Annotated in this window: 24 protein-coding genes, 1 riboswitch and 1 other annotated feature; of the genes, 9 read left to right on the forward strand and 15 right to left on the reverse strand. The window is 39.6% G+C overall.

What is annotated here, in order from left to right; all coding sequences use genetic code 11:
* The first annotated feature begins 69 nt into the window (after positions 1-69).
* On the forward strand, positions 70-291 hold the full coding sequence (locus BG04_RS09255; RefSeq protein WP_013059517.1) for a DeoR family transcriptional regulator: 222 nt from the start codon (positions 70-72) through the stop codon (positions 289-291).
* Positions 292-513: 222 nt separating this feature from the next.
* On the opposite strand, the gene BG04_RS09260 is transcribed toward BG04_RS09255, so the two are convergent.
* Both BG04_RS09260 and BG04_RS09265 read right to left on the reverse strand, forming a co-directional pair.
* Positions 514-1,230: a pseudouridine synthase gene (locus BG04_RS09260; protein WP_013085247.1), complete on the reverse strand. Its 717-nt coding sequence runs from the start codon at positions 1,228-1,230 to the stop codon at positions 514-516.
* Between the two features lie 55 nt (positions 1,231-1,285).
* A complete protein-coding gene (locus BG04_RS09265; protein ID WP_034648621.1) occupies positions 1,286-2,929 on the reverse strand; it encodes a putative polysaccharide biosynthesis protein in 1,644 nt (547 codons plus the stop codon).
* Between the two features lie 211 nt (positions 2,930-3,140).
* Between BG04_RS09265 and BG04_RS09270 the strand changes: the two genes are divergently transcribed.
* Positions 3,141-4,412 carry a BaiN/RdsA family NAD(P)/FAD-dependent oxidoreductase gene (locus tag BG04_RS09270; protein WP_013085249.1) on the forward strand — a complete coding sequence of 424 codons (1,272 nt, stop codon included), beginning with the start codon at positions 3,141-3,143 and terminating at the stop codon, positions 4,410-4,412.
* A 4-nt stretch (positions 4,413-4,416) separates the two neighbouring features.
* On the opposite strand, the gene BG04_RS09275 is transcribed toward BG04_RS09270, so the two are convergent.
* From BG04_RS09275 to BG04_RS09310, 8 genes are all read right to left on the reverse strand, one after another.
* Positions 4,417-4,596 (reverse strand): sporulation protein Cse60, encoded by a 180-nt coding sequence (locus BG04_RS09275; protein WP_013059521.1) that lies wholly within the window; start codon positions 4,594-4,596, stop codon positions 4,417-4,419.
* A gap of 520 nt (positions 4,597-5,116) precedes the next feature.
* Entirely contained in the window at positions 5,117-5,428 is a 312-nt protein-coding gene (locus BG04_RS09280; RefSeq protein ID WP_013085250.1) for a rhodanese-like domain-containing protein, read from the reverse strand.
* 239 nt (positions 5,429-5,667) lie between these two features.
* Entirely contained in the window at positions 5,668-8,082 is a 2,415-nt protein-coding gene (gene leuS, locus BG04_RS09285; RefSeq protein ID WP_034648618.1) for a leucine--tRNA ligase, read from the reverse strand.
* Positions 8,083-8,146: 64 nt separating this feature from the next.
* Positions 8,147-8,365 (reverse strand) — a binding site (T-box leader).
* A 243-nt stretch (positions 8,366-8,608) separates the two neighbouring features.
* Positions 8,609-8,797 (reverse strand): hypothetical protein, encoded by a 189-nt coding sequence (locus BG04_RS09290; RefSeq protein ID WP_034648615.1) that lies wholly within the window; start codon positions 8,795-8,797, stop codon positions 8,609-8,611.
* A gap of 64 nt (positions 8,798-8,861) precedes the next feature.
* A complete protein-coding gene (locus BG04_RS09295) occupies positions 8,862-10,184 on the reverse strand; it encodes a GntP family permease (RefSeq protein ID WP_013085253.1) in 1,323 nt (440 codons plus the stop codon).
* A 156-nt stretch (positions 10,185-10,340) separates the two neighbouring features.
* Entirely contained in the window at positions 10,341-11,528 is a 1,188-nt protein-coding gene (locus tag BG04_RS09300; protein ID WP_034648611.1) for an MDR family MFS transporter, read from the reverse strand.
* A 158-nt stretch (positions 11,529-11,686) separates the two neighbouring features.
* Entirely contained in the window at positions 11,687-11,842 is a 156-nt protein-coding gene (locus BG04_RS09305) for a hypothetical protein (protein ID WP_013059527.1), read from the reverse strand.
* A 12-nt stretch (positions 11,843-11,854) separates the two neighbouring features.
* Positions 11,855-12,118: a YtzC family protein gene (locus BG04_RS09310; RefSeq protein ID WP_013059528.1), complete on the reverse strand. Its 264-nt coding sequence runs from the start codon at positions 12,116-12,118 to the stop codon at positions 11,855-11,857.
* A gap of 169 nt (positions 12,119-12,287) precedes the next feature.
* Between BG04_RS09310 and mnmL the strand changes: the two genes are divergently transcribed.
* Both mnmL and mnmM read left to right on the forward strand, forming a co-directional pair.
* Entirely contained in the window at positions 12,288-13,292 is a 1,005-nt protein-coding gene (gene mnmL, locus BG04_RS09315) for a tRNA modification radical SAM protein MnmL/YtqA (protein WP_051975557.1), read from the forward strand.
* A complete protein-coding gene (gene mnmM, locus BG04_RS09320; protein ID WP_034648608.1) occupies positions 13,246-13,815 on the forward strand; it encodes a tRNA 5-(aminomethyl)-2-thiouridylate-methyltransferase MnmM in 570 nt (189 codons plus the stop codon). The genes mnmL and mnmM overlap by 47 nt, the downstream gene beginning before the upstream one ends.
* 12 nt (positions 13,816-13,827) lie before the next feature.
* Here the strand turns inward: mnmM and BG04_RS09325 are convergent, their stop codons facing one another.
* Positions 13,828-14,886 carry a tetraprenyl-beta-curcumene synthase family protein gene (locus BG04_RS09325; protein WP_013059531.1) on the reverse strand — a complete coding sequence of 353 codons (1,059 nt, stop codon included), beginning with the start codon at positions 14,884-14,886 and terminating at the stop codon, positions 13,828-13,830.
* Positions 14,887-14,917: 31 nt separating this feature from the next.
* Positions 14,918-15,694: an alpha/beta fold hydrolase gene (locus tag BG04_RS09330; RefSeq protein ID WP_013059532.1), complete on the reverse strand. Its 777-nt coding sequence runs from the start codon at positions 15,692-15,694 to the stop codon at positions 14,918-14,920.
* A gap of 107 nt (positions 15,695-15,801) precedes the next feature.
* Between BG04_RS09330 and BG04_RS09335 the strand changes: the two genes are divergently transcribed.
* The 3 genes from BG04_RS09335 (at position 15,802) to BG04_RS09345 (ending at position 18,209) form a co-directional block, all read left to right on the forward strand.
* Positions 15,802-16,329, forward strand: coding sequence for a gamma carbonic anhydrase (locus tag BG04_RS09335; RefSeq protein WP_014457969.1), 528 nt, complete (start codon positions 15,802-15,804; stop codon positions 16,327-16,329).
* A gap of 191 nt (positions 16,330-16,520) precedes the next feature.
* Positions 16,521-17,045, forward strand: coding sequence for a phosphatase PAP2 family protein (locus tag BG04_RS09340; RefSeq protein WP_034648605.1), 525 nt, complete (start codon positions 16,521-16,523; stop codon positions 17,043-17,045).
* An 18-nt stretch (positions 17,046-17,063) separates the two neighbouring features.
* Positions 17,064-18,209: a glycosyltransferase family 4 protein gene (locus tag BG04_RS09345; RefSeq protein WP_034648601.1), complete on the forward strand. Its 1,146-nt coding sequence runs from the start codon at positions 17,064-17,066 to the stop codon at positions 18,207-18,209.
* 32 nt (positions 18,210-18,241) lie between these two features.
* Here the strand turns inward: BG04_RS09345 and metK are convergent, their stop codons facing one another.
* A complete protein-coding gene (metK, locus tag BG04_RS09350; RefSeq protein ID WP_013059536.1) occupies positions 18,242-19,444 on the reverse strand; it encodes a methionine adenosyltransferase in 1,203 nt (400 codons plus the stop codon).
* 132 nt (positions 19,445-19,576) lie between these two features.
* Positions 19,577-19,694: riboswitch (SAM riboswitch) on the reverse strand.
* A gap of 374 nt (positions 19,695-20,068) precedes the next feature.
* Here metK and pckA point away from each other — a divergent pair.
* On the forward strand, positions 20,069-21,658 hold the full coding sequence (gene pckA, locus BG04_RS09355; RefSeq protein ID WP_034648597.1) for a phosphoenolpyruvate carboxykinase (ATP): 1,590 nt from the start codon (positions 20,069-20,071) through the stop codon (positions 21,656-21,658).
* Between the two features lie 34 nt (positions 21,659-21,692).
* Here the strand turns inward: pckA and BG04_RS09360 are convergent, their stop codons facing one another.
* Positions 21,693-21,935, reverse strand: coding sequence for a DUF2584 domain-containing protein (locus BG04_RS09360; RefSeq protein WP_013085261.1), 243 nt, complete (start codon positions 21,933-21,935; stop codon positions 21,693-21,695).
* Positions 21,936-21,989: 54 nt separating this feature from the next.
* Complete coding sequence (locus BG04_RS09365; protein WP_034648593.1) at positions 21,990-22,772, reverse strand: alpha/beta hydrolase family protein; 783 nt, start codon at positions 22,770-22,772, stop codon at positions 21,990-21,992.
* Positions 22,773-22,944: 172 nt separating this feature from the next.
* Between BG04_RS09365 and BG04_RS09370 the strand changes: the two genes are divergently transcribed.
* Entirely contained in the window at positions 22,945-23,943 is a 999-nt protein-coding gene (locus BG04_RS09370) for an ABC transporter substrate-binding protein (protein ID WP_034648590.1), read from the forward strand.
* The last annotated feature ends 1 nt before the right edge of the window (position 23,944 follow it).

The raw sequence follows: 23,944 nt of genomic DNA on the forward strand, positions 1-23,944 counted from the left end.
AATAGTGCTTGACATCTCAGAGTTATAAAGAAGTTGTGCCTTACGAAAAACGAATAAGGAAGTGGTTTTTTGAAACCTTCAACTAATCGAATGCTAACTCGTATCAAATCGGTCTATATGTTCATTTGTAAAAATGGAACAGTTACAACGCAAGAGCTTGTAGACGAATTTGGTATTACACCAAGAACCATTCAGCGTGACTTGAATGTGTTAGCATATAATGATTTAGTTCGCAGCCCAAGTCGCGGTACATGGACGACTACGCAAAAGAAGGTCAAGATGTCATCCTAGTAAGTTTATTTCAAGGGTAGTAAGTGATTTATATATAGAGATAAAATTCTACGCAGTAGAAAGTCAAGACTTGGACGAGTGCATAGTCCCCCGCTCCATTTGCACGTCAAGCAGAGTTGGTACTCGTTTAAGTGCTTTAACGTGAAATGTTTCACTTGTCTAACAAAGTGGACAAAAAAAGGAACCATTTTAGACTTAGGTTCCTTTTTCTTTCGCCTCTTCTTAGGCATTTGATTTTTGCAATAAAGCTAGTTCTTCTTCCGTTAACTCCCTATACTCTCCTAAATCTAATGACTCGTCTAACAGCAAAGCTCCCATAGATAAACGTTTTAAATACGTTACTTTTTTTCCTCTTGCTTCAAACATACGCTTCACTTGATGAAATTTTCCTTCAACGATCGTTAATTCAATTTCTGATTCCACACCGCTTGTTAGTATCTTTAACTCTGCTGATTTTGTTACATATCCATCATCAAGAGTGACACCTTGTCTAAATGCTTCAGCATCTTCTTCAGTCACCGGTGCATTAATTTTTGCAAAATATGTTTTAGGAACGTGTTTTTTAGGAGATAGCAGCTGATGTGCAAGCTGACCGTCATTCGTCAGCAGCAAGAGCCCTTCTGTATCTTTATCTAAACGCCCTACCGGAAATGGGTCATACACAGCATCGTCAAGTTCAAGTAAGTCCAAAACTGTTTCATGAAGAGAATCTTCTGTTGCTGATATGACGCCTTGAGGCTTATGAAGCATAAAGTAAACAAATTCTCGGTAAGAAACGGCTTCGCCATGCACAGTGATTTCTTGTTCATCTGGATTAACGTGGACCTTAGCATCTTTAACTGCTGAACCGTCTACCTTAACAGCTCCAGTCTTTAAAAGACCTTTAACTTCTTTTCGGCTTCCGTACCCAATGGTAGAAAGCAATTTATCCAAACGCATGTAATATCCTCCTCTTTTTTGAAAAGAAGATGACTCTAACGAGTCATCTTCTTACTTAGGCACTGCGCTGTTTATTTCGGCGCAGTATCTTTCTTTCAATTGCACCAGTTACCCTCGCTCCCATTACTTTTTCAAGCAGGCTTGAACGATAGGTAATAATAAAGTAAATAAGGCCGCCTACTGCTGCTCCTATAATTGTAATAACAGTGGCAGAGAATCGTCCTGGCGTTGTAAACAGACCAATCACTGCTGCGACAATTTTTACGCTGATTCCCATAATCGCAACAAAAATGAGAATAAGCACAGAGCGTTTTATAAACTCACTGTAGTTATATTTTGCGTGTTTTTGAATAAGCACAAACATATAAACAAGAGATACGATATAGCCTAGTGCAGTCGCTAAAACTGAACCAATCTCGTGGAACATAAGAATAAATGGAACGTTCACGACAATTTTCACAATCAATCCAAATAATAGACTTAAAACAGCATATTTTTGTTTGTTGATTCCTTGTAAAATAGCTCCATTCACCGTAAAAAATGAGAACAATAAAGCTACCGGTGCATAGTAAAGCAAGACATTTCCACCCGCATCCGATGCATCTGTTCCAAAGAAAAACGTATAGGCTGGGCCAGCTAAAGCCATTAATCCTACAGATGCTGGCAGCACAAGAAACATAATCGTTTGATATGTTTGGTCAATTTGCTTTTGCAGTACGTTATAATCTTTATTCACAAAGGAACGTGTAATCGTTGGTACAAGAGTCAAACCGAACGCAGTAGCTAATGAAACGGGAATCATCACAAGCTTTGGAACATAAGACTGAACAATTCCGTTCATTGACTCTGCTATTTCTTTTTGTCCAGCCGCTACCATTGCACGGTTAAATGTGAATTGGTCCACATATTGATAAAGCGGAATAGCCAAGCTGACAAAGACATATGGCAATGAATACGTAAGCAGCTCTTTAAAAATGGATACGGTAGAAATACGCGTAGGCGTTACCGTCTGCTCGTTCACCATTTTATCAAGATAAGGCTTTCGTTTTTTCCAGTACCAAATTAATACAGCCAGTCCAGCAAGAGCTCCTACAAAAGCCCCCATCGTAGCAAATCCAACGGCTAATGCAAGACTTCCATGGACAACTTTGATGACGATATAGGTAGATGCCAATAAAAAGACAACCCGCACAAGCTGTTCAACTACTTGTGAAACAGCTGTTGGTCCCATAGACTGGTGACCTTGGAAAAATCCTCGCATTAAACTCATCATCGGTACTACAATTAACGCAACACTAACCATTCGCATAACCATTACTACATCTTCTAAGGAGTTATTTAAATCAGAACCTCCCAGTGTAATTCTAGACATAACAGGAGCTAACGAATATAAAAGTAAAAATGCAAGTATTCCTGTGACAAGCATTAATTTCATGCCGGCCCGATACATTCTTCTACTCGTATAGTAATCACCGAGTGCATTATATTTTGATACAAATTTCGATACGGCCATTGGCATACCGGCTGTAGCAATACTTAAATAAATAGCATATTGGTTATATCCGTAACCAAACAGTGCTCCCCCTACGGTTCCAACAAGGATCGCAAATGGAAATAAATAAATCATTCCCAAGATTCGGGATACATAAGTGCCAAGCGTTAGCACAAAGGTCCCTCTTAACAATTTTGAATCAGACATACGTTTGCCTCCGATACTTAATGTTACATACTGATAATAATGATAGAATTGAAAAGAAGCAAGTGACAGTATACACTAAGAAAGGTCTTATACTCACTCGCACTCGTCAACAAACTAAAAAAACAAAGACTATAGCCCATTTTATCCAATGTTGAGAGATTTGTCAGTGAACAAACTAAATTTTTTTAAGAATAGACAGGTTGGTGAAAGTATGATATATGATGTAGTCGTAATCGGAGGAGGACCTTCTGGTTTGATGGCATCGATTGCAGCTGGTGAGTCAGGTGCAAACGTATTATTAATTGATAAAGGCAATAAACTTGGACGAAAGCTTGCCATTTCTGGAGGCGGACGCTGTAATGTGACAAACCGTCTTCCCATCGATGAACTTATTAAACACATTCCAGGAAACGGACGCTTTTTATACAGTGCGTTTTCTGTTTTTAATAACGAAGATATCATCTCTTATTTTGAAGGCCTTGGAATTAAATTAAAAGAAGAAGATCACGGCCGTATGTTTCCGGTCAGCAATAAAGCGCAATCTGTTGTTGACGCATTAATTAGCGAACTTCACCGTCTTCGTGTGACAATTCGCACAAACACAGCCGTTAAACGCGTACACTATGAGAACAACACCGTGAAAGAAGTTGTGCTTCAAAACGGGGAAGCAATCCAAACAAAAAGCGTTGTGATTGCAGTAGGTGGAAAATCAGTACCTCATACAGGTTCCACAGGAGACGGTTATCAATGGGCAAAAGATGCGGGGCATAAAATTACTGAACTTTACCCAACAGAAGTTCCTATTACATCTAGCGAACACTTTATTAAAACCAAAACGCTTCAAGGTCTATCGCTTCGCAATGTAGGACTAAGCGTGCTTAATAAAAAAGGCAAGCCTGTCATTACTCATCAAATGGATATGATTTTCACTCACTTTGGCATCTCTGGCCCTGCCGCTCTTCGCTGCAGCCAATATGTTGTTAAAGAGTTAAAGAAACAAAAAAGCAATACTGTTCAAATGTCTCTTGATTTATTTCCTAGCCAAAACGACGAAGATATTTTCCAAAAATTAGTCAAAACAACAAAAGAAGAGCCGAAAAAAGCAATTAAAAATGTCTTAAAAGGTTTTGTATCTGAACGCTATCTATTGTTTTTACTCGAGCAAGCAAGCATTGATAGCCAAGCGCTAGCAGGACAGCTTCAGCATGAGAAACTGAGAGAATTTGCAAGACTGTGCAAACGATTTGAATTTGCTGTAAACGGCACGCTTTCTTTAGAAAAAGCATTCGTCACAGGAGGCGGCGTATCTGTTAAAGAAATTCACCCAAAAGAAATGTCTTCGAAATTTATGCAAGGCCTTTACTTCTGCGGGGAAATTCTTGATATCCATGGATACACTGGAGGATATAATATCACTTCTGCTCTTGTAACAGGCCGTTTGGCTGGAAGTAATGCAGGAGAATTTGCAACAAGCCTAGCATAATATGCTAGGCTTTATACATAACCATGGCTGAAAAACAGTACACCTGCTCATCACGATCAACATCCACTGTCACTTGGTATTTAATATCAACGACGTCTTCATCCTCTAATTTCCGTAAAAATCGGTTCACCGCAAATTCTAAATCTTTTTCGTGCTCTTTATCAAACATTTTCACTTGTATCACAGCTTCTACCACCTTGTCCTATCAAATTTGTTTCAATCAGAATGGACTGTTTCTCTTGATGATGGTTTTTGTACGGATTTTCAATCTCTTACTACCTCTATTTTTATGAGAGCTTTTATAGATTTAGTCATCATTTGTTTTCCTGCTATCATTTTAGTCGGATGGCAGAAGTGTCATTCAAAAAAGAGGTTGAGACATAACGAAATGAACTCAATCTAAAGACGAACAAATGGGATACATGAGCTGAAACGCTTGTGACACGGCAGTCAATTTCCTTTCAAGACTTCGCTTTCCGCGGGCGGCCGGTGATCCTCCTCGCTTGTGCTCCTGGGGGGTCTCACCTTTTCCGCTTTTCTCGCAGGAGTCTTCGCCTTGCCTTCCAATCAGCTGCTAGAGGAGAGGAAACGAAACAAATAAAACCTATGTTCACCCTAACAAAAAAAATGAACCACTAATCAAACATGTTGATCAATGGTTCATTTTTCACTTCAGCTAAGATACTTTTGTCCCAGCCTCTTTTTTATTTATTAACCGTTTTTCCTTCCCACTCTAACATACCGCCAACCATATTTGTTACTTTATATCCTTGTTCTTGAAGGTAGTAACATACGTTTTCACTGCGGCGGCCCGAACGGCAAATGAAAATATATTCTTTGTCTTTATCGAAATAATCCACATTACCTGGAATATCATTCATACGAATGTGTTTAGCAGTTGGAATCATTCCTTCTGCTACTTCTTCATCTTCGCGCACATCAACTAAATGAAGTTCTTCTCCATTTTCAACGCGTTTTTGAAGTTCTTCAGGCGTAATTACTTTTACTTCTTCCATCTTCGTCATTCCTCTCTATTCTTTCATTCAGCTTGCTATCGCTATTGTAGCAAATTCAAATACCTTTATGCCACTAAATAAGAAAAGCTTAAGCAGCAGCCTGCCTAAGCCCTTCCAATCGTAGTTAAAGGTTTGACTAAGCGCCTGATGTCAACCCGGAAAGGCGGACATCAGGCACTTAGGTCTAGAACAGAACCCCTGACTAAAGAGCAGTCAGGGGTTCTGTTCTACATCAATACTTAATTAGCTACGATGTTTACTAATTTACCAGGCACAGCAATCACTTTGCGCACTGTCTTACCTTCAATGAACTCTTGAACATCTTCATTAGCCATTGCAATATCTTGAAGCTCTTCACGAGACGCCTCAGCAGGTACGTTTACTTTCGCACGTACTTTACCGTTAATTTGAACGACAATTTCCACTTCATCATCTACAAGTTTTGCTTCGTCAAACGCAGGCCAAGCCTCATACGAAATTGTATCTTCGTGACCTAGTTTGCTCCATAATTCCTCAGTCGTATGAGGACAAATTGGTGCTAATAGCTTCACAAATCCTTCTACGTATTGCTTTGGCAGCACGTCAACTTTGTATGCATCATTGATGAATACCATAAGCTGAGAGATACCTGTATTAAAACGGAGGCCTTCGTAATCTTCCGTTACTTTTTTCACCGTTTGGTGATACACGCGTTCAAGCGTAGTGTCATTGCTTTCTTGAACCTTGCTGCTTAATTCACCGTTATCGTCAACAAGTAAGCGCCATACACGATCTAAGAAACGGCGTGCACCATCAAGCCCTTTTGTTGACCAGGCGATTGACGCATCTAAAGGCCCCATGAACATTTCATAAAGGCGAAGCGTATCTGCTCCGTGGCTTTCTACGATCTCGTCTGGGTTTACAACGTTACCTTTTGACTTACTCATTTTTTCGTTGTTTTCTCCAAGAATCATACCTTGGTTAAACAGTTTTTGGAACGGCTCTTTTGTTGGAACTACGCCGATATCATATAAAAACTTATGCCAGAAACGAGCATATAATAAGTGAAGAACAGCGTGTTCAGCTCCACCGATATAAATATCAACCGGCAACCATTCTTTTAATTTATCTGCATCTGCTAACGCTTCACTGTTTGTTGGATCAATGTAGCGTAAGTAATACCAGCAGCTGCCTGCCCATTGAGGCATTGTATTTGTTTCGCGGCGCCCTTTTTTGCCTGTTTCCGGATCTACTACGTTCACCCAGTCATCAATGTTTGCTAACGGAGATTCACCTGTGCCTGACGGTTTAATTTCAGTCGTTTTTGGTAACACAAGCGGAAGCTGATCTTCAGGAACTGCAGTCGTTGTGCCATCTTCCCAGTGAATAACAGGAATTGGTTCACCCCAGTAGCGCTGACGACTGAATAACCAGTCACGCAGACGGTATGTTACTTGTTTTTCACCTTTTTCATTTGTTTGAAGCCACTGAATCATATTTGAAATTGCTTCTTCTTTATCTAAACCATTTAAGAAGTCTGAATTAACGTGCTCGCCGTCGCCTGTATAAGCTTCTTTTGAAACGTCTCCGCCCGCTACTACTTCTTTAATCGGCAGTTCAAATTTAACAGCAAATTCATAATCACGCTCATCATGAGCTGGAACAGCCATAATTGCACCTGTGCCATAGCTCATTAAAACATAGTCAGCAATCCAAATTGGCATTCTCTCGCCGTTTACAGGGTTAATTGCATAAGCACCAGTGAATACGCCAGTTTTGTCTTTAGCTAAGTCTGTACGTTCTAAATCGCTTTTGCTTTTAATTTGATCTAAATACGCTTCTACCGCTTCTTTTTGTTCGGCTGTTGTAATTTTTTCTACAAACGGATGTTCAGGTGCTAAAACGGCATACGTTGCTCCAAATAGCGTGTCAGGACGCGTTGTGAACACAGTAAATGTGTCCTTGTATCCATCGATTGTGAAGTGCACGTGAGCTCCTTCAGAGCGGCCAATCCAGTTGCGCTGCATTTCTTTAATACTTTCTGGCCAATCAAGCTCATCTAAATCTTCTAGTAAACGATCTGCATAAGCTGTGATTTTAAGCATCCACTGCTTCATTGGACGACGCTCAACCGGATGTCCCCCACGCTCACTTTTGCCGTCAATAACTTCTTCGTTCGCAAGTACTGTTCCTAGAGCAGGACACCAGTTAACAGCTACTTCATCCACATAAGCTAAGCCGTTTTTATATAGCTGTAAGAAAATCCACTGTGTCCATTTGTAGTAGTTTGGATCAGTTGTATTAATTTCTCGCTCCCAATCGTAAGAGAAACCTAACGATTTGATTTGACGACGGAAATTATTAATGTTAAGTTCAGTGAATTCAGCCGGGTCGTTTCCTGTATCTAATGCATACTGTTCAGCAGGTAGTCCGAATGCATCCCATCCCATCGGATGAAGTACATTGTATCCTTGCATACGCTTCATACGAGATAAAATATCCGTTGCTGTATAACCTTCTGGATGCCCAACGTGTAAACCAGCGCCAGATGGATAAGGGAACATATCTAATGCGTAAAATTTACGCTTTCCTTCATCTTCTGTTGTTCTAAATGTTTTATTTTCTTCCCAAACTTTTTGCCATTTTTGTTCGATCTTTTCATGATTAAAAGCCATACATAATCCTCCTTGTACGCTCCAGCTGTATTTAATTAAACTAAAAAACCCCTCATCCCTCAAACAAAGGGACGAGAGGTTGAATAAACTTCCCGCGGTACCACCCAAATTAGCACAATTATGTACTCACTCATTTTCCTTAACGCGGATAGACGGCAAATGTTACTTTACTTCACATTTACAACTCCAAGGTGAGTTCATGAACGCTCGTTTGCTGACTCGCACCACCCGTCAGCTCTCTTAGCTCGCTTCGTTCACTACTATTCCTTATCATAGTTTTTACATCATACTACCTTGTATTGTAAATAATATGTTCGTAAACTGCAAGTTGTTCAAGGGATTTTGTAAAAGTTTCTGCAATGCAGCACTGCTTTGTTGCTAAATCCTCTCTTTCATTCTTATATATGAACAACTTCTCCCAAAAACATACATCCACGGCCAAACAAAAAAGGGATTGAGACATAATTAAATCAATCCAATTTAAAGACGAACAAATGGGATAAATGCGCTAGTATGAATTTCTTGGTTACACCGCTGTTGATTTCCGTGCAAGACTTTTTCCGCTGGCAGCCGATGAGCCTCCTCGTTTCTTACACTCATGCGGGGTCTCACCTACTTCAGGAGTCTTTACCTTGCCCTCCACTCCGCAGCTAGAAGCACCTAAACAAATGAAACCTACGTTCACCATAAACATGAAAAGATCCGAACGATTCATCGTTCGGATCTTCCTTCAACTAAAATACTTTTATCCTAGTCCCTATTTTCTTTAGCTGCTATTATTAAATGCCAAATCCAAAAGAAAACAGGATGATCGCAAGTACAAGACCAACAAGCGGCACAATCACCGTCATTGCTGCAACTGATCCATACGCATCTTTATGAGTTTCTCCGCAAATAGAATTAATTGTTGTTACGACATAACCATTATGAGGCAAGGAATCTAATACTCCAGAGGAAATAGCTACTACGCGATGGAGAGCTTCTGGATTTACACCAGCATCTAGATAGTGAGGTGCTAAAATTGGCAAAGCAATCGCCTGACCTCCTGAAGCCGAACCTGTCATCCCTGCGATAACACTCACGGCAATAGCTCCTCCAATCAACGGACTTCCTGGAATATGCGTCATGGCATCTACAGCCACTCCAAACGCGGGAACAGCCTTAGCAACTCCTCCAAAACCTACGACAGCCGCTGTATTCCCAATAGCAATTAACGCACCCAGTGTTCCTTCTGAAGCTGCATTCCAAAATCCTTTAAAATGCTTTCGGTTCACAATATAAGTGACAATGATCCCGCTTAAAAGTGCGACAATCAGCGCAGATTGCTGAAGTGGCTTATGAAGTGCAAAAGAAATAATGAGCACGACCACAAGCGGAAGCAAACTTAATAAAGGATTAGGAAGAGACTGATTTTCCGTTACTACTGGATCTTTCTTGCGTGATATAAAACGCTCTCCATTTTTAACTGCTTTTGAAATCAAGCGCTTTAACCACCAGTAGCCGAATACAGCCATCACTACTGCTACAACTAAACTAACTTCCCATCCTGCATACGGACTAGTCTTTAAGTATTCAATTGGAATCCAGTTTTGGATTTCAGGCGATCCAGCCGAGGTCATCGTAAACGTAACGGAACCGAATGCTAAAGCAGCAGGGATAAACCGCCTCGGCAAATCGGCCTGTTTGAATAAGCTTAAAGCCATTGGATAGACAGAGAATGCTACTACAAACAGACTGACTCCTCCGTATGTCAAGACCGCACAGGCAAGTACAATCGCCAACACTGCTCTTTTCATTCCTAGTTTACTGACAATCCAGCGAGAAACACTATCAGCAGCCCCGCTGTCTTCCATCACTTTTCCAAAGACGGCGCCCAATAGGAACATTAAATACCAAGAAGCAATAAATCCTGTGAAACCAGACATGTAATTTCCAACAAAATTTGCTTCTCCTTCTTTCACCAGCTGTGGAAATAAAGGCATTCCGCTTGTTAACGCAACAACTAAAGCACTGAGCGGACCTGCTATAAATAAATTCATGCCTCTCATCGTTAATACAATGAGCAGCAATAATCCTCCAATTAATCCAATCATACTAAGCATGTTTAGCCCCCCATGAAGTCATATAATTAGAAAACGCTTACACATTTACAGGTATATACTCCTTTCTTTGCTTGTCACAACCCTTATTATATTATTAAAGGAATACTGAAGACATTCCTACGTTTATTAAGCATTCAAAAATAAAACCATCTCTATTTATTTAGAGATGGTTAATGAACGCTGACGTTTTTCTTTTAATTTATAATCGTATATCCATGTTGTACACATGCTGAATAGCAATAGTCCAATTAATAAATAGCACAGTGTAGACATATTAAACGCATCGAAAATAACGCCTCCAAAGAGAGGACCAATCATTTTACCTGCAGTAGCCATGCTGTTAACTACACCTTGATAAAATCCTTCTTTTCCAGATGGAGCCAAATGACTTGCAACAGCCGGAATGGCTGGCCAAACGAACATTTCTCCAATTGTTAACACAACCATTGCTGTTAAGAACTGCGGAAATGTTGTAGCATTCACCACGATAACAAAAGAAGCCACAAAAATAACCGTTCCAATTAGGACCTGTACTTTTAATGTTTTTGCTACTTTTTGAATGATGGGTACAATCAAAGGCTGACCGACTACAATTAAAATCCCGTTAATTGTCCAAAGCAAACTGTAGCTAGAAAGAGGTATATTCAGCTCACGCGTATGCGTAGCAATCGTTGTTTGCCACTGAACATACGCCACCCAGCATAAGACATACCCCGTACATAAAATAAGAAGAGCAGTCAGCTTCGTTTTATGCCCAATGCTCCCTGCTTCATTAAGGACATTCGTTTGTCCAACGGTAACCGAAATATGACGATATGAAAAAATAGCAATAAGCAGAAAAATAACGTATAAAATTGTATTAGCTAAGAAAATATACGTAAATGAATAAGACGCTACAATGCCCCCTACCGCGGCGCCAATAGCTACTCCTGCATTTTGAGCAACGTACATCGCATTAAATGCTTTTCTTCCGCCTTGTGGCCAAACGGACCCTGCCATTGCATACATAGATGGAAACACAATACCAGATCCAAACCCTACAACAACCAAGAGAACAACGTATGTAGGCCAACCATGGAAAAACACGAGTCCCACTAATGCAATAAGAGTAATAATAATTCCTGATAAAATGGATTTATATCCTCCGATTTTGTCAAAAAGCGTTCCTCCAAGCAAATTTCCTACTACGCTTGCCGCAGAATTCAGCATAAGAACCACTCCTGCGACGGATAACGACTTTCCTAAATGTTCATTTATATAAATTGTATTGAGAGGCCATAAAAATGAAGCTCCCGTTACGTTTACAAGCATACCAATAATCAAAAACCAAAGTGATTTGGGCATTGATCTCCCCCCTATCTATTCGAATGCCAACGTACATTCTAGTCTTTTCTTAAAGGGTTCGCAATGCTTTTACATATAGACAATTTATTTGAAATTCGCTGACTATTTAAAAAGGTGATTCCACATGACAATATCATGCAAAATCACCTTTTTATCGCTTATTTTTGCTTCGAACGAACCGGCTGTGCACGCTTGCTGTTTCGTGCTTTTAATTCTTTTACCGGATCAAAATCTTTTCCTAGCTCAATGTCATTGCTGTTGATCCCGTTTTTTGTTTTTTGTTCCGGATTATTTTGATTTGAACGCGTTGCCATAAAATCCTCTCCTTAATGCTGAGTTGTGATCAATTTATTTTGCAGCTGCTGAACTTGCAGGCGCATGCGATATAGCTGCTCTCTTTGCTGTGCATTTGCACTGTGAGAAAACTCTTCAATTTCTTTATAAGCATTTTCTAATTTTTCCTGTGCTTTTGTATATTCAGTGTCGTTATAATGTTCTTGCTTCATGCCTTCCTGCAACTGACCTTGTCCAAAGCGAATAGCATCTTCACACTGTTGCATAAGTTGATCCACTGCTTGACGAGTTGTCATTCTCTATTCCTCCTATTCGTTCATTTCTGTCTTATTTTGCGCAACTTTACTTCCCTTTACGACAAGAAGAACCTGTTAAATATAAGCATCCTTAAATTTGTTTGGCACTTTTTCACGTTTTTGATACAATTTGTTGATGTATATTGCATGTAAAAAGGAGGTTGCTGATTTGAGTCAGACAAACCCATTTCCGTATAAATCTGAAAACAAACGTTATCACACCTGGAATTACCACTTACGTAACCACTTTGGCCATAAGGTATTTAAAGTAGCCTTAGATGGAGGATTTGATTGTCCAAACAGAGACGGCACGGTAGCTCACGGCGGCTGTACGTTTTGCAGTGCTGCTGGCTCAGGGGATTTTGCTGGAAACAGAGCGGATGACCTCGTGACACAATTTAATGAAATCAGTGAAAAAATGCATCATAAATGGAAAGACGGAAAATACGTTGCTTATTTTCAAGCATTTACTAATACTCATGCTCCTGTCGAGGAGCTTCGTGAAAAATATGAAGCCGTCTTAAAGCTTCCCGGAGTTGTTGGGCTTTCTATCGCCACGCGCCCTGACTGTCTCCCCGACGATGTGGTGGAATACTTGGCTGAATTAAATGAACGAACTTATCTATGGGTAGAACTTGGACTGCAAACTGTTCATGAACGAACTTCACTGCTTATTAACCGGGCACACGATCATCAATGCTATGTAGATGGGGTAGCAAAGCTTCGAAAACACGGTATTCGCGTATGTTCTCACATCATTAATGGTTTGCCTTTAGAAACACCTGATATGATGATGGAAACCGTACGTGAAGTAGCAAAATTAGACGTTCAAGGAATTAAGATTCATCTGCTTCATTTACTAAAAGGAACTCCTATGGTCAAACAGTATGAAAAGGGCCTTGTTGAATTTCTTTCATTTGAAGAATACGTAAAGCTTGTATGTGATCAGCTCGAAGTAATCCCTCCTGAGATGATTGTTCATCGTATTACAGGCGATGGACCGATAGACCTCATGGTTGGACCGATGTGGAGCGTAAATAAGTGGAGCGTATTAAATGCCATTGATCAAGAGCTCCAACGTCGTCAAAGCTATCAAGGAAAATATTACGAAAAAGAGTTGATGGAAAATGAAAATAGAACGTATCCTGCCTTTTGCCCGCACATTGCTGACTAATGCTGTGGCCCAAGGAGATGTCGCGATTGATGCCACAGCAGGAAATGGACATGATACATTGTTCTTAGCTAACTTAGTCGGAGATACAGGTCATGTATATGGATTTGATATTCAACCTCAAGCCATTCAAGCAACTCAACAGCGATTGACAGAACACCATGTAGAAAACAGAGTAACACTTATCCAAGAAAGCCACAGCAATATAAACTTGCTTCCTCGTTCTATCAAAAGACGAGTCACGGGCGCTGTCTTTAATTTAGGTTATTTACCAGGTGGAGATAAAGACATTGTCACCACTTCTGAAACAACAATCTCTGCAATTGAGCAGTTACTTGATTTGCTAGCACCTGAAGGAGTGATTGTGCTCGTTATTTATCATGGACACGAACAAGGGAAACAAGAAAGAGACGATTTACTAACGTATGTCCAAAATCTTGACCAAAAAGACGTTCACGTTTTACAATATCGTTTCATGAATCAGCAAAACAACCCTCCCTTCATCATTGCTATTGAAAAAAGATAAGCCGCATATGGCTTATCTTTTTAACATTCGGTACAAGCGTCCGTTGATATAGAAAAAGTAGCTGAGGGCTCCCCCCGCTTTTATTAACCTACGTGCATTCACATGAACATGTTTTTGTGCCCGCACTTTTTGATCCGACAAATAAACGCCCAAGAGTCCTTTATAGATAAAGCAGTGAAAGTGATAATCCGGCAGTTTTTTAGCATATTCGTCTGCTTTTACGACAAAATGCAAAAAGCGATCCATCATTTGCTGATAATGAGGATAATAAAAACAAAAGTTCAAATCTCCTCCTGCTTTATCTTCTTCTTGGTCAATTAAATAATCGAGTAAAATATGTAAGCCTTGAATATAAGGAAAATATCCTGCTTTTATTTTCTGCGTCATTTCTTCCGTCATCTCTTCTTGAAAGCTATAAGCAACTAAACAAAAAATTCCTAACGTTGAACCAGAGCACGCTGAAAATTCATACCACTCCATTTCAGGAACACTGTGCCGGTGAGCATCGAACCAATTCTCTAATCGTGGAACTCTTTCCTTGATTTCAACATGCTTATGTATTTGCAAATCACAATAATAATTAGCTAGTTCTAATAAATGTGAAGAGACTATATGGTAATTACAAGCTTTTCGCAAGGACTGCTGACAAGTCTGGACAAGTCCGGCTAAGTATCCTCCGTCGTCTTTATCCGCTCGAAAACGATAGTAATCCCCAAGAGGTGCATGAGGAGTCAACGCATCTGGCATCGATTCATGTAAGGCGGCAAAATCTTTAGGGTCTAGCGAATTGCTGCGGTCACATAAGTTATCTAAGTAATCGCTGATTGTTTGGTAGGCAACAATAAATTTCACGCATTCAATCATGTTTTCTTTCGCTAAAATCGATAGGATACCGCCTCCTTCACAATGAAAAGTTTTTGTATCGATACTTGCCAATGCTTGAGTACGCAATTCTTTATTAGGAATCTCTTTTGCTCGTTCGCGCCAATGATTAAGCTCATGATGAACGACAGGAAACACTTCTCGATAAATTTTTCTCATTAATGAAATAGGATGAGACGGAATCTTCATTTATTTTCACCTCAATTTCTTACCGCATTTATTAAATGTGAAGATCGACAAAACTTTTCGCATATGTAAAAACGTATTCTCTTTCAGGCTCATTAAAGATTTCGTGATACAGCTGAGACCATTCTTTGTAGATTTTTTCACTTAGCTCTATTTCATCAAACCACTGCCTAACAATCAGCTTTTCAATAATTTTATCTTCTCCTGCCTGCATCACAAGAAGCGGGACATCAGGCAAACGATCGATATCTTTAAAAGCTAAGTTGACAGCTTGGATCAATTCCCGGTACCATCTTACAGAAACTTTTGTAACATACAGTGAGTCATTTTCATCTTCATCTCGAACTTCTTGGTTTCTTGTTGCTTTTTCAACAGTGAGACCTAAATCGAAAAGTTTGTTCGGCATGACTTTATTTAACCCTTTAGATAGCATATCTAAATAAGCCGGTACTTGCTCTTTTAATCCTAGACAAGGAGAGGAAAGAATCGCACCCCATATAGGAAGGTTTTTTGTCTGGAGCGTACGAATAACCGCCAGTCCTCCCATACTGTGGCCTAACAGGAAAATAGGCAAATCATATTTTTGCGCTTCACGTACCCATTCTTCCACTTCATACACATATTCATCAAAGGATAGGATATGTCCTCTTCTTCTTGTTGTTAAGCCTTGGCCAGGAAGGTCTCCCATAATTACGTGCATTCCAACCGAACGCCACATCTCAATCAGCCAGCGATAGCGTCCGTGATGCTCCGCTGCTCCATGGACCATGACAATAACGCCTTTTGGATTTACTGCTTCCCATTTATGCATTTGAGTTACTCCTTCTTCCTTTTTTTGTTTACCTGCTTAAAAAACCTTTGTACACTTACATTAGAAGATTTACTACTTTTTTTCAACTAATAAAGGGAGATGATTTGATGATTTATCCGTATAAAGAAAAAATGCCTACCATTGCACCCAGCTGCTTCATCGCAGACTATGTCACGATTACTGGAGATGTCACCATTGGTGAAGAAAGCAGCATTTGGTTTAACACTGTTATTAGAGGAGATGTTTCACCTACGATTATTGGTAAACGAGTAAATATACAAGATCAATCAACACTCCATCAAAGTCCAAATGCTCCTTTGCTTATTGAGGATGATGTAACAGTAGGACATCAAGTTATTTTACATAGCTCCATCATCCGCAAACGCGCGCTCATTGGCATGGGTTCTATTATTTTAGACGGGGCGGAAATTGGTGAAGGTGCTTTTATCGGTGCTGGAAGCTTAGTGCCTCCCGGTAAAAAAATACCCCCTAATACTCTCGCACTCGGCCGACCTGCTAAAGTGATCCGCACTCTGACAGAAGAGGATTTAAAAGATATGCAGCGCATTCGTACAGAATATGTAGAAAAAGGGCAGTATTATAAATCTATTAAGAAATCTGATTCTTCATTATAAAGGAAACGTTCCCTCAGAAAGTCATACTGAGGGAATTTTTTTATTATCTCCACAAACTCTCCAATCATGCTCTATTCTCTCCACAATTGTAAAGAAATTTCCATATTAATTTACATCGTTTTAGTACTGCCTACACAATTAAAGATTAAACTGAATAATAAAGACGTATTTATTGAAAAGGGAGCGACTCTATGAAAGCCAAGTTAATTCAGTATGTATATGATGCCGAATGCCGATTATTCAAAAGCGTAAACCAACATTTTGATCGAAAGCACTTAAATAGATTTTTACGTTTACTAACTCACGCTGGCGGAGCCACGTTTACCATTGTGATAGCGTGCTTACTGCTATTTCTGCATCCTTCATCTGTCGCTTACGCTTGTGCGTTTTCTCTAGCCGTTAGTCATATTCCTGTCGCCATTGCTAAAAAACTATATCCGAGAAAACGACCTTATATTCAATTAAAATATACAAAAGTATTAGAAAATCCATTAAAAGATCATTCATTTCCATCTGGGCATACAACAGCTATTTTTTCGTTGGTTACCCCTCTTATGATTGTTTATCCAGCCTTCACTACCGTTCTTTTGCCTCTTGCAGTAACGGTAGGAATTTCAAGAATTTATCTCGGTCTGCACTATCCGACGGATGTCATGGTAGGCCTGATACTGGGCATCTTTTCAGGTACTGTGTCACTGAACATATTTTTAACTTAATTGATAGGAGGAGTACTAATGAGAATTGCTTTATTTACGGATACATTTGCTCCAGAAGTTAACGGAGCTGCTAAAACACTTTATCAGTTTACCCAGTATGTCAAATCAAAGCAAATTCCCATCCAGGTATTTGCTCCTGAATTTGCTCATGATCAGTCATTTTCAACGTATGTTCACCGTTCGCCCAGCATGCCGTTTTTCCTTTATCCAAACAGCCGCTTTTCATTGCCAAACGTTCTAAAAATTAAAAAGCAGCTGCAGGAATTCAATCCTTCTATTATTCATTTGGCCACTCCTTTTACAATGGGGCTTTGCGGCTCCTATTACGGGAAAAGATTAGGTGTTCCTCTTGTCGGCTCTTATCATACCAATTTTGATGATTATTTATCTCACTATGAACTTGAAAAAATGCGTGTACCACTGCAAAAATATATGAAATGGTTTTATAAACCTGTACAAAAAATATTCGCTCCCTCTGAAGTGACCAAACAGCAGCTAGAAGAACAAGGGTTTCACAACGTATCTATTTGGTCGCGAGGAGTAAATCATAAATTATTTCATCCCCACTATGACCGCTTCGATATTCGTATTAAATATAATATTAAAAAGCCCTACATTTTAACATATGTAGGAAGATTAGCTAAAGAAAAGAACGCTGATTTTTTAATAAAAATTGCACGATCTCTACCTGATCATATCCGCCATCAAATTCACTGGGTTATTGTGGGAGACGGCCCTTTAAAAGAACAAATGCAACAGCAAGCATCTGAGCATATGACATTTACAGGCTTCCTTGAAGGTAAGCAACTTGCTCATATCTATTCATCATCTGATTTGTTTGTTTTTCCTTCAGAAACAGAAACCTTCGGAAATGTTGTACTGGAGTCTCTTGCTTCTGGAACTCCTGTAGTGGCAGCAAATGCAGGAGGAGTTAAACAGATGGTTCAGCACGGGCGAAACGGCTACCTTTGCAAACCTCACTCCTTAGAAGAATTCAGTTCGGCTATTACAGGTTTACTCGATGATTTGCACCAGCGGCTTCACTTTGGCCATGCAGCGAGACACTATGCTCTTACTCAATCATGGGACGCCATTTTTCAGCATTTGCTTTCAGAATATGAAGGCGTCGTAGAAAAATCTGCTGCAGGTATTCAATGGGCATAAAAAAAATCTCCGTTTTCACGGAGATTTTTTTATTATTTAGCTAAAGCTTGAGTTTTTAATGCTTCCGCTTTGTCTGTGAACTCCCAAGGAAGCTCCACATCCGTACGACCAAAGTGGCCGTAAGCTGCTGTTTGCTTATAAATTGGGCGACGTAAATCAAGCATTTTAATGATGCCTGCTGGACGTAGGTCAAAGTTTTTGCGTACTACGTCTACTAGTACTTCTTCGGAAACTTTTCCTGTACCGAATGTATCAATTGAAATAGATACTGGTTGCGCAACACCAATCGCATATGCTAGTTGTACTTCACATTTATCAGCAAGATCAGCTGCTACAATGTTTTTCGCAACATACCGAGCTGCATAAGCTGCTGAACGGTCTACTTTTGTTGCGTCCTTACCAGAGAATGCACCGCCGCCATGACGAGCATATCCGCCGTAAGTATCAACGATAATTTTACGACCAGTTAAACCAGCATCTCCTTGAGGACCGCCGATTACGAAACGGCCTGTTGGGTTAATGAAATACTTTGTATTTTCATCAATTAACTCGTTTGGAACAACTGGATTAATAACATATTCTTTTAAGTTACGTTGAATTTGCTCTAACGTTACTTCTGGATGATGCTGAGTTGAAATAACAATTGTATCGATGCGAACAGGTTTGTTGTTTTCATCATATTCAACTGTTACTTGTGTTTTACCATCCGGGCGAAGGTAAGGAAGAATTTCTTCTTTACGTACTTCTGTTAGACGGCGAGCAAGTTTATGAGCTAATGAAATTGGAAGAGGCATTAATTCTTTTGTTTCGTTACATGCATAACCAAACATTAAGCCTTGGTCTCCAGCTCCGATTGCTTCGATTTCTTCATCTGACATTTGACCTTCACGTGCTTCTAACGCTTGGTCTACACCAGCAGCGATATCAGCTGACTGCTCGTCGATAGATGTTAATACTGCACAAGTTTCAGCATCAAATCCGTATTTTGCACGAGTATAGCCAATTCCTTTAATTGTTTCGCGAACTGTTTTAGGAATATCTACGTAAGTAGAAGTTGTAATTTCACCACTTACTAAAACTAAACCAGTTGTTACGCTTGTTTCACAAGCAACACGAGCATTTGGATCCTTTGCTAGGATAGCATCAAGAATTGAGTCAGAAATTTGGTCACAAATTTTATCGGGATGTCCCTCTGTAACAGATTCTGACGTGAACAGACGACGTTGTGTTGACATCAGTTTTCCTCCTTATAAATACGATACATTGTGATACGGTACTCATTCCCTTATTTTCATTACACGCTAAAAAATATAAAAAAACCTTTCCTTGTATCGAGGAAAGGTATCAAATTCTACATAAGCCTTTCACTCTTATCGATCAAGGTTGTGCCCTTGCATCAGGTTAGCACCTTATCGTCTACACAAAAAAATGACGATGGTTGCTGGGTTTCATAGGGCCTGTCCCTCCACCAGCTCGGGATAAGAGAGTATCCGTTCAAGGACATATAATACATGAAAAAGCGCTTCACTGTCAACAACATTCAAATGGAAATCATCTCTTTAGGTTTGAATCTGTTTTAATGTAACATACTCAAATTCCGAAATAGTACACCTTATTAAGAATCATCACTAAGTTTAGTTAATAAGACAGATCAAAATGAGGCTTTCACTTAAAATAGCTTCACTTTTTTCGCTCCTAGCACATATACAGGTGTCCAAAATAGGTATAACGTACATTTTTTTATAATACACAAACATTTTTAGTTAAATAGTATAGAATAATTAAATAAATGTGTTATACTAATTATAAATTTCAAACATTAATGAATAAATAATAGCTAAAAAAGGAAGGTAGTGCACATGAGTACTGTTGATATGTCTATCGAATTAAATGGTTTGCTTCAATTAAAAACAACAAAACACCAATTATCTGTTCCACAACTTGTTGAAAAAATTCTAGCTCGACGCGAAGGAACGTTGACTTCTACAGGTGCTGTGTCAGTCGAAACCGGAAAATATACAGGTCGCTCTCCTTTAGATAAATTTATTGTAAGCGATGCTGTGTCTTCAAAAACGGTTGAATGGGGACCTGTCAATCAGCCAATTTCTGCTCAGCGATTCGATGCGCTATACAAAAAAGTCTTAAACCACTTAAAGAAGCAGGATGAACTTTTTGTTTTTAATGGATATGCTGGAGCTGATAAAAAGTATCAGTTACCAATTCAAGTAGTTAATGAATTTGCATGGCACAACCTATTCGCTCAGCAGTTATTCATTCGCCCTTCAGCCGAACAAAAAACAAATGATGATGTGAAGCCGTTTACAATTGTAGCAGCTCCAACGTTCAAAGCTGATCCTGAAACAGACGGGACGAATTCTGAAACCTTCATTATTCTTTCGTTAGAGCGACGTATTGTGCTAATTGGAGGAACTGAATACGCTGGTGAAATGAAAAAATCTATTTTCTCAGTGATGAACTTCTTGCTTCCTCAAAACAATATTCTATCCATGCACTGTTCTGCCAACGTAGGAGAAGAAGGTGACGTTGCATTATTCTTTGGTTTATCTGGAACGGGTAAAACAACGCTTTCTGCTGATGCAAACCGTCGTTTAATCGGAGATGATGAGCACGGTTGGTCAAGCTCTGGTGTATTTAATATTGAAGGAGGATGCTACGCGAAGTGCATTCAGCTTTCCGAAGAAAAAGAACCGCAAATTTTCAATGCAATTCGCTTCGGCGCCGTACTGGAAAATGTAGTGTTAAATCAAAATACGAAAGTAGCAGATTACAATGATAATAGTTTAACAGAGAATACTCGTGCCGCTTATTCAATTGACTCTATTGATAATACGGTATTGCCAAGCGTTGCTGGGCACCCTACAGCTATTGTCTTTTTAACTGCTGATGCTTTCGGCGTCTTGCCTCCAATCAGCAAGCTTACAAAAGAACAAGCGATGTACCATTTTCTGAGCGGATACACTAGTAAGTTAGCTGGAACAGAGCGCGGCGTAACATCGCCACAGGCTACTTTCTCTACATGCTTTGGTGAGCCTTTCTTACCTCTTGCTCCAACAACTTATGCAGAAATGCTAGGAAAGAAAATCGATGAACATAATGTAAATGTCTACCTTGTAAATACTGGATGGACCGGTGGTGAATACGGCATCGGCGAACGAATGAAGTTAAGTTACACTCGAGCTATGGTTCAAGCAGCCCTTGAAGGAGAACTAGCTAATACCGAAACAGTAACAGACGCTATTTTTGGTTTATCGATTCCAACTCATGTTCCGGGAGTTCCTGATGAAGTGCTTCAGCCTTCTAAAGCATGGAACGATGCAACAGCTTATAATCAAAAAGCAACTGAGCTTGCTGCTAAATTCAAAGCTAATTTCAAGCGTTTTAATGATGTGGCATCTGATATTTCAACATTAGGCGGACCTAGGGTCTAATAAAAAACCGATCGTCTTAGAGACGATCGGTTTTTTAGTTAGTCGAATGTAATTTTGTCAGTTCATATGTGACAATGGTTTTTTCCTGCTCCATTTCTACCTTACGCACAACAGCAGTTCCAATACATTCTCCAGTTTTCGTTTTGTGAATGTTTAATGGAATATCTAACGGATACAAGCGATATCCTTTTTTCTCAATTTGAAAAATGTTATCCGTTACACGTTTTTCATTGCCTTTTGTCACAATCATTGTATTTAATTCTAGCGGCATCCCCATTTTTTCTCACTCCTCACTGTTATTCTACTTGTTTTCTCTATCGTAGCATATCTTTTATTGCGCTTTCATCCACTTCGTTAACTTCTTCACCGTTTCTCGGTTTTCTTTTGGTGGAAAAGCATGTGGAAAGTTTTCGAAGTACCAGCTGGTAACTTTTTTATTGGACTTCTTTAATTTAGATTCGAGCTGATAAGAATGATCAATCGATACGTTTTTATCTTCTAAACCATGAATAAGCAAGACCGGCGGCTTGACGAGATGAGCACGATGCAAAGGTGTCCTCCATTCATATCTTTCAGGATATTTAGAAGGAGTTCCTCCAATCACTCGCTTCATCATTCTTCTTAAATCTTCTCTTTCTTCATATGTCAGCACCATATCCGTGACGCCTCCCCATAACACAAGAGAGCGGCTGTCGTTTTTTTCAATGGCTGTGAGTAAAGCCATCACTCCCCCTCTTGAAAACCCAAAAATATGAATGCGGTCACGGTGGACGTTAGGGAGCTGTTTCAATAAATCGTAAGCAGCAAAAGCATCGTAACGATCATCTCCTGCAAAATCTTCGTTTCCTTCGCCTCCTTGATTTCCCCTATAGAACGGAGCCATCACAATAAAACCTTGAGAAGCAAATTGAATGAGTCGAGCAGGACGAACCGTTCCTACGTTCTTAATACCTCCTCTTAAGTATAAAAAGCCGTCATACATTCCTTTTTCTTTTGGCTCTGCGAGCATTCCTTTAATCTTGAGCCCTTGACATGCATATGTAATCACCCACAGCGCCACGCGAGGGTTTGATGATGGGAAACGCTGTTTATGAAGAATTGTTCCATCTTTCATTTTTTTCCTCCATTCTTTATATGACTGGTATATTTTTTCCCGCCACGGTGGACTTTCAATCGTTGGCTAATACTTCTTTGATTTTCCACATAGTTATGTAAGCACTCACCTTCTTCTACTTTCTTACATACATTATCATAAAATATTTTATTCTTTTAAGGAGGTTTGCTTTATGAAACCAATCAAATGGCTCTTTTCTTTGCTTGCTATTATGATTTTACTCATCCCAATAATTAGCTGCGGCAAAACAACATCTGTACAGACGGTTCGTGTCGGCGAAGTAACTCGCTCTATCTTTTATGCTCCCCAGTACGTTGCTATTTCAAAAGGCTTTTTTGAAGAAGAAGGACTAAAGGTAGATTTAAAAACAACGTGGGGCGGAGATAAGACAATGACGTCACTTTTATCTGACGGCATCGACGTCGCCTTAGTCGGCTCGGAAACTTCAATCTACGTATATGCACAGGGGTCTAGTGATCCCGTCATCAACTTTGCACAACTAACCCAAACCGACGGAACATTTCTAGTATCGCGTAAAAAGGTCGATCAATTCTCATGGGATCAGCTTAAAGGCAAAACGTTTCTTGGTCAACGTAAAGGCGGCATGCCGCAAATGGTAGGGGAATATGTGTTGAAACAGCATAATATTGATCCTAAAAAAGATGTAAAACTCGTTCAAAACATTGATTTTGCTAATGTTGCGAATGCTTTTGCTTCTGGTACTGGAGATTATGTTCAATTATTTGAGCCAACGGCTAGTATTTTAGAGCAACAAGGAAAAGGACATATCGTTGCTTCCTTCGGAAAAGAATCAGGAACAGTTCCTTATACAACATTTATGGCCAAAGAAAGCTATTTAAAAGATAACCCTGAAGCAGCGGCTAAATTTACTCGAGCTATTTACAAAGCACAAAAATGGGTGAATACACATAGCACAGATGAAATTGCCGAAGTGGTTGCACCGTATTTCGAAGATACTCCTAAAGAAACGCTGAAAACTGTTATTGACCGCTATAAATCTCAAAAATCCTTTGCAACTAACCCTTTATTAGATCAAAAAGAGTGGGATCATTTACAAAAAATCATGGACGAATCTGGAGAACTTCCAAGACACATCGATTACAACAAGCTAGTCAACACAAAATTCGCAAAAGATGCAATGAGTGAGTAAT

Source organism: Priestia megaterium NBRC 15308 = ATCC 14581 (assembly GCF_000832985.1).
In the GTDB taxonomy this organism is placed as follows: Bacteria; Bacillota; Bacilli; order Bacillales; family Bacillaceae_H; genus Priestia; species Priestia megaterium.

Coding starts and splice junctions, on each gene's coding strand:
- BG04_RS09295 (WP_013085253.1), bottom strand. CDS start 10,184: ATGCTTAGTATGATTGGATTAATTGGAGGATTATTGCTGCTCATTGTA.
- BG04_RS09260 (WP_013085247.1), bottom strand. CDS start 1,230: ATGCGTTTGGATAAATTGCTTTCTACCATTGGGTACGGAAGCCGAAAA.
- BG04_RS09270 (WP_013085249.1), top strand. CDS start 3,141: ATGATATATGATGTAGTCGTAATCGGAGGAGGACCTTCTGGTTTGATG.
- BG04_RS09280 (WP_013085250.1), bottom strand. CDS start 5,428: ATGGAAGAAGTAAAAGTAATTACGCCTGAAGAACTTCAAAAACGCGTT.
- BG04_RS09340 (WP_034648605.1), top strand. CDS start 16,521: ATGAAAGCCAAGTTAATTCAGTATGTATATGATGCCGAATGCCGATTA.
- BG04_RS09265 (WP_034648621.1), bottom strand. CDS start 2,929: ATGTCTGATTCAAAATTGTTAAGAGGGACCTTTGTGCTAACGCTTGGC.
- BG04_RS09290 (WP_034648615.1), bottom strand. CDS start 8,797: ATGAATCGTTCGGATCTTTTCATGTTTATGGTGAACGTAGGTTTCATT.
- BG04_RS09300 (WP_034648611.1), bottom strand. CDS start 11,528: ATGCCCAAATCACTTTGGTTTTTGATTATTGGTATGCTTGTAAACGTA.
- BG04_RS09310 (WP_013059528.1), bottom strand. CDS start 12,118: ATGACAACTCGTCAAGCAGTGGATCAACTTATGCAACAGTGTGAAGAT.
- BG04_RS09335 (WP_014457969.1), top strand. CDS start 15,802: ATGATTTATCCGTATAAAGAAAAAATGCCTACCATTGCACCCAGCTGC.
- BG04_RS09330 (WP_013059532.1), bottom strand. CDS start 15,694: ATGCATAAATGGGAAGCAGTAAATCCAAAAGGCGTTATTGTCATGGTC.
- metK (WP_013059536.1), bottom strand. CDS start 19,444: ATGTCAACACAACGTCGTCTGTTCACGTCAGAATCTGTTACAGAGGGA.
- BG04_RS09305 (WP_013059527.1), bottom strand. CDS start 11,842: ATGGCAACGCGTTCAAATCAAAATAATCCGGAACAAAAAACAAAAAAC.
- BG04_RS09360 (WP_013085261.1), bottom strand. CDS start 21,935: ATGGGGATGCCGCTAGAATTAAATACAATGATTGTGACAAAAGGCAAT.
- BG04_RS09365 (WP_034648593.1), bottom strand. CDS start 22,772: ATGAAAGATGGAACAATTCTTCATAAACAGCGTTTCCCATCATCAAAC.
- pckA (WP_034648597.1), top strand. CDS start 20,069: ATGAGTACTGTTGATATGTCTATCGAATTAAATGGTTTGCTTCAATTA.
- BG04_RS09325 (WP_013059531.1), bottom strand. CDS start 14,886: ATGAAGATTCCGTCTCATCCTATTTCATTAATGAGAAAAATTTATCGA.
- BG04_RS09370 (WP_034648590.1), top strand. CDS start 22,945: ATGAAACCAATCAAATGGCTCTTTTCTTTGCTTGCTATTATGATTTTA.
- BG04_RS09345 (WP_034648601.1), top strand. CDS start 17,064: ATGAGAATTGCTTTATTTACGGATACATTTGCTCCAGAAGTTAACGGA.
- mnmM (WP_034648608.1), top strand. CDS start 13,246: ATGAAAATAGAACGTATCCTGCCTTTTGCCCGCACATTGCTGACTAAT.
- leuS (WP_034648618.1), bottom strand. CDS start 8,082: ATGGCTTTTAATCATGAAAAGATCGAACAAAAATGGCAAAAAGTTTGG.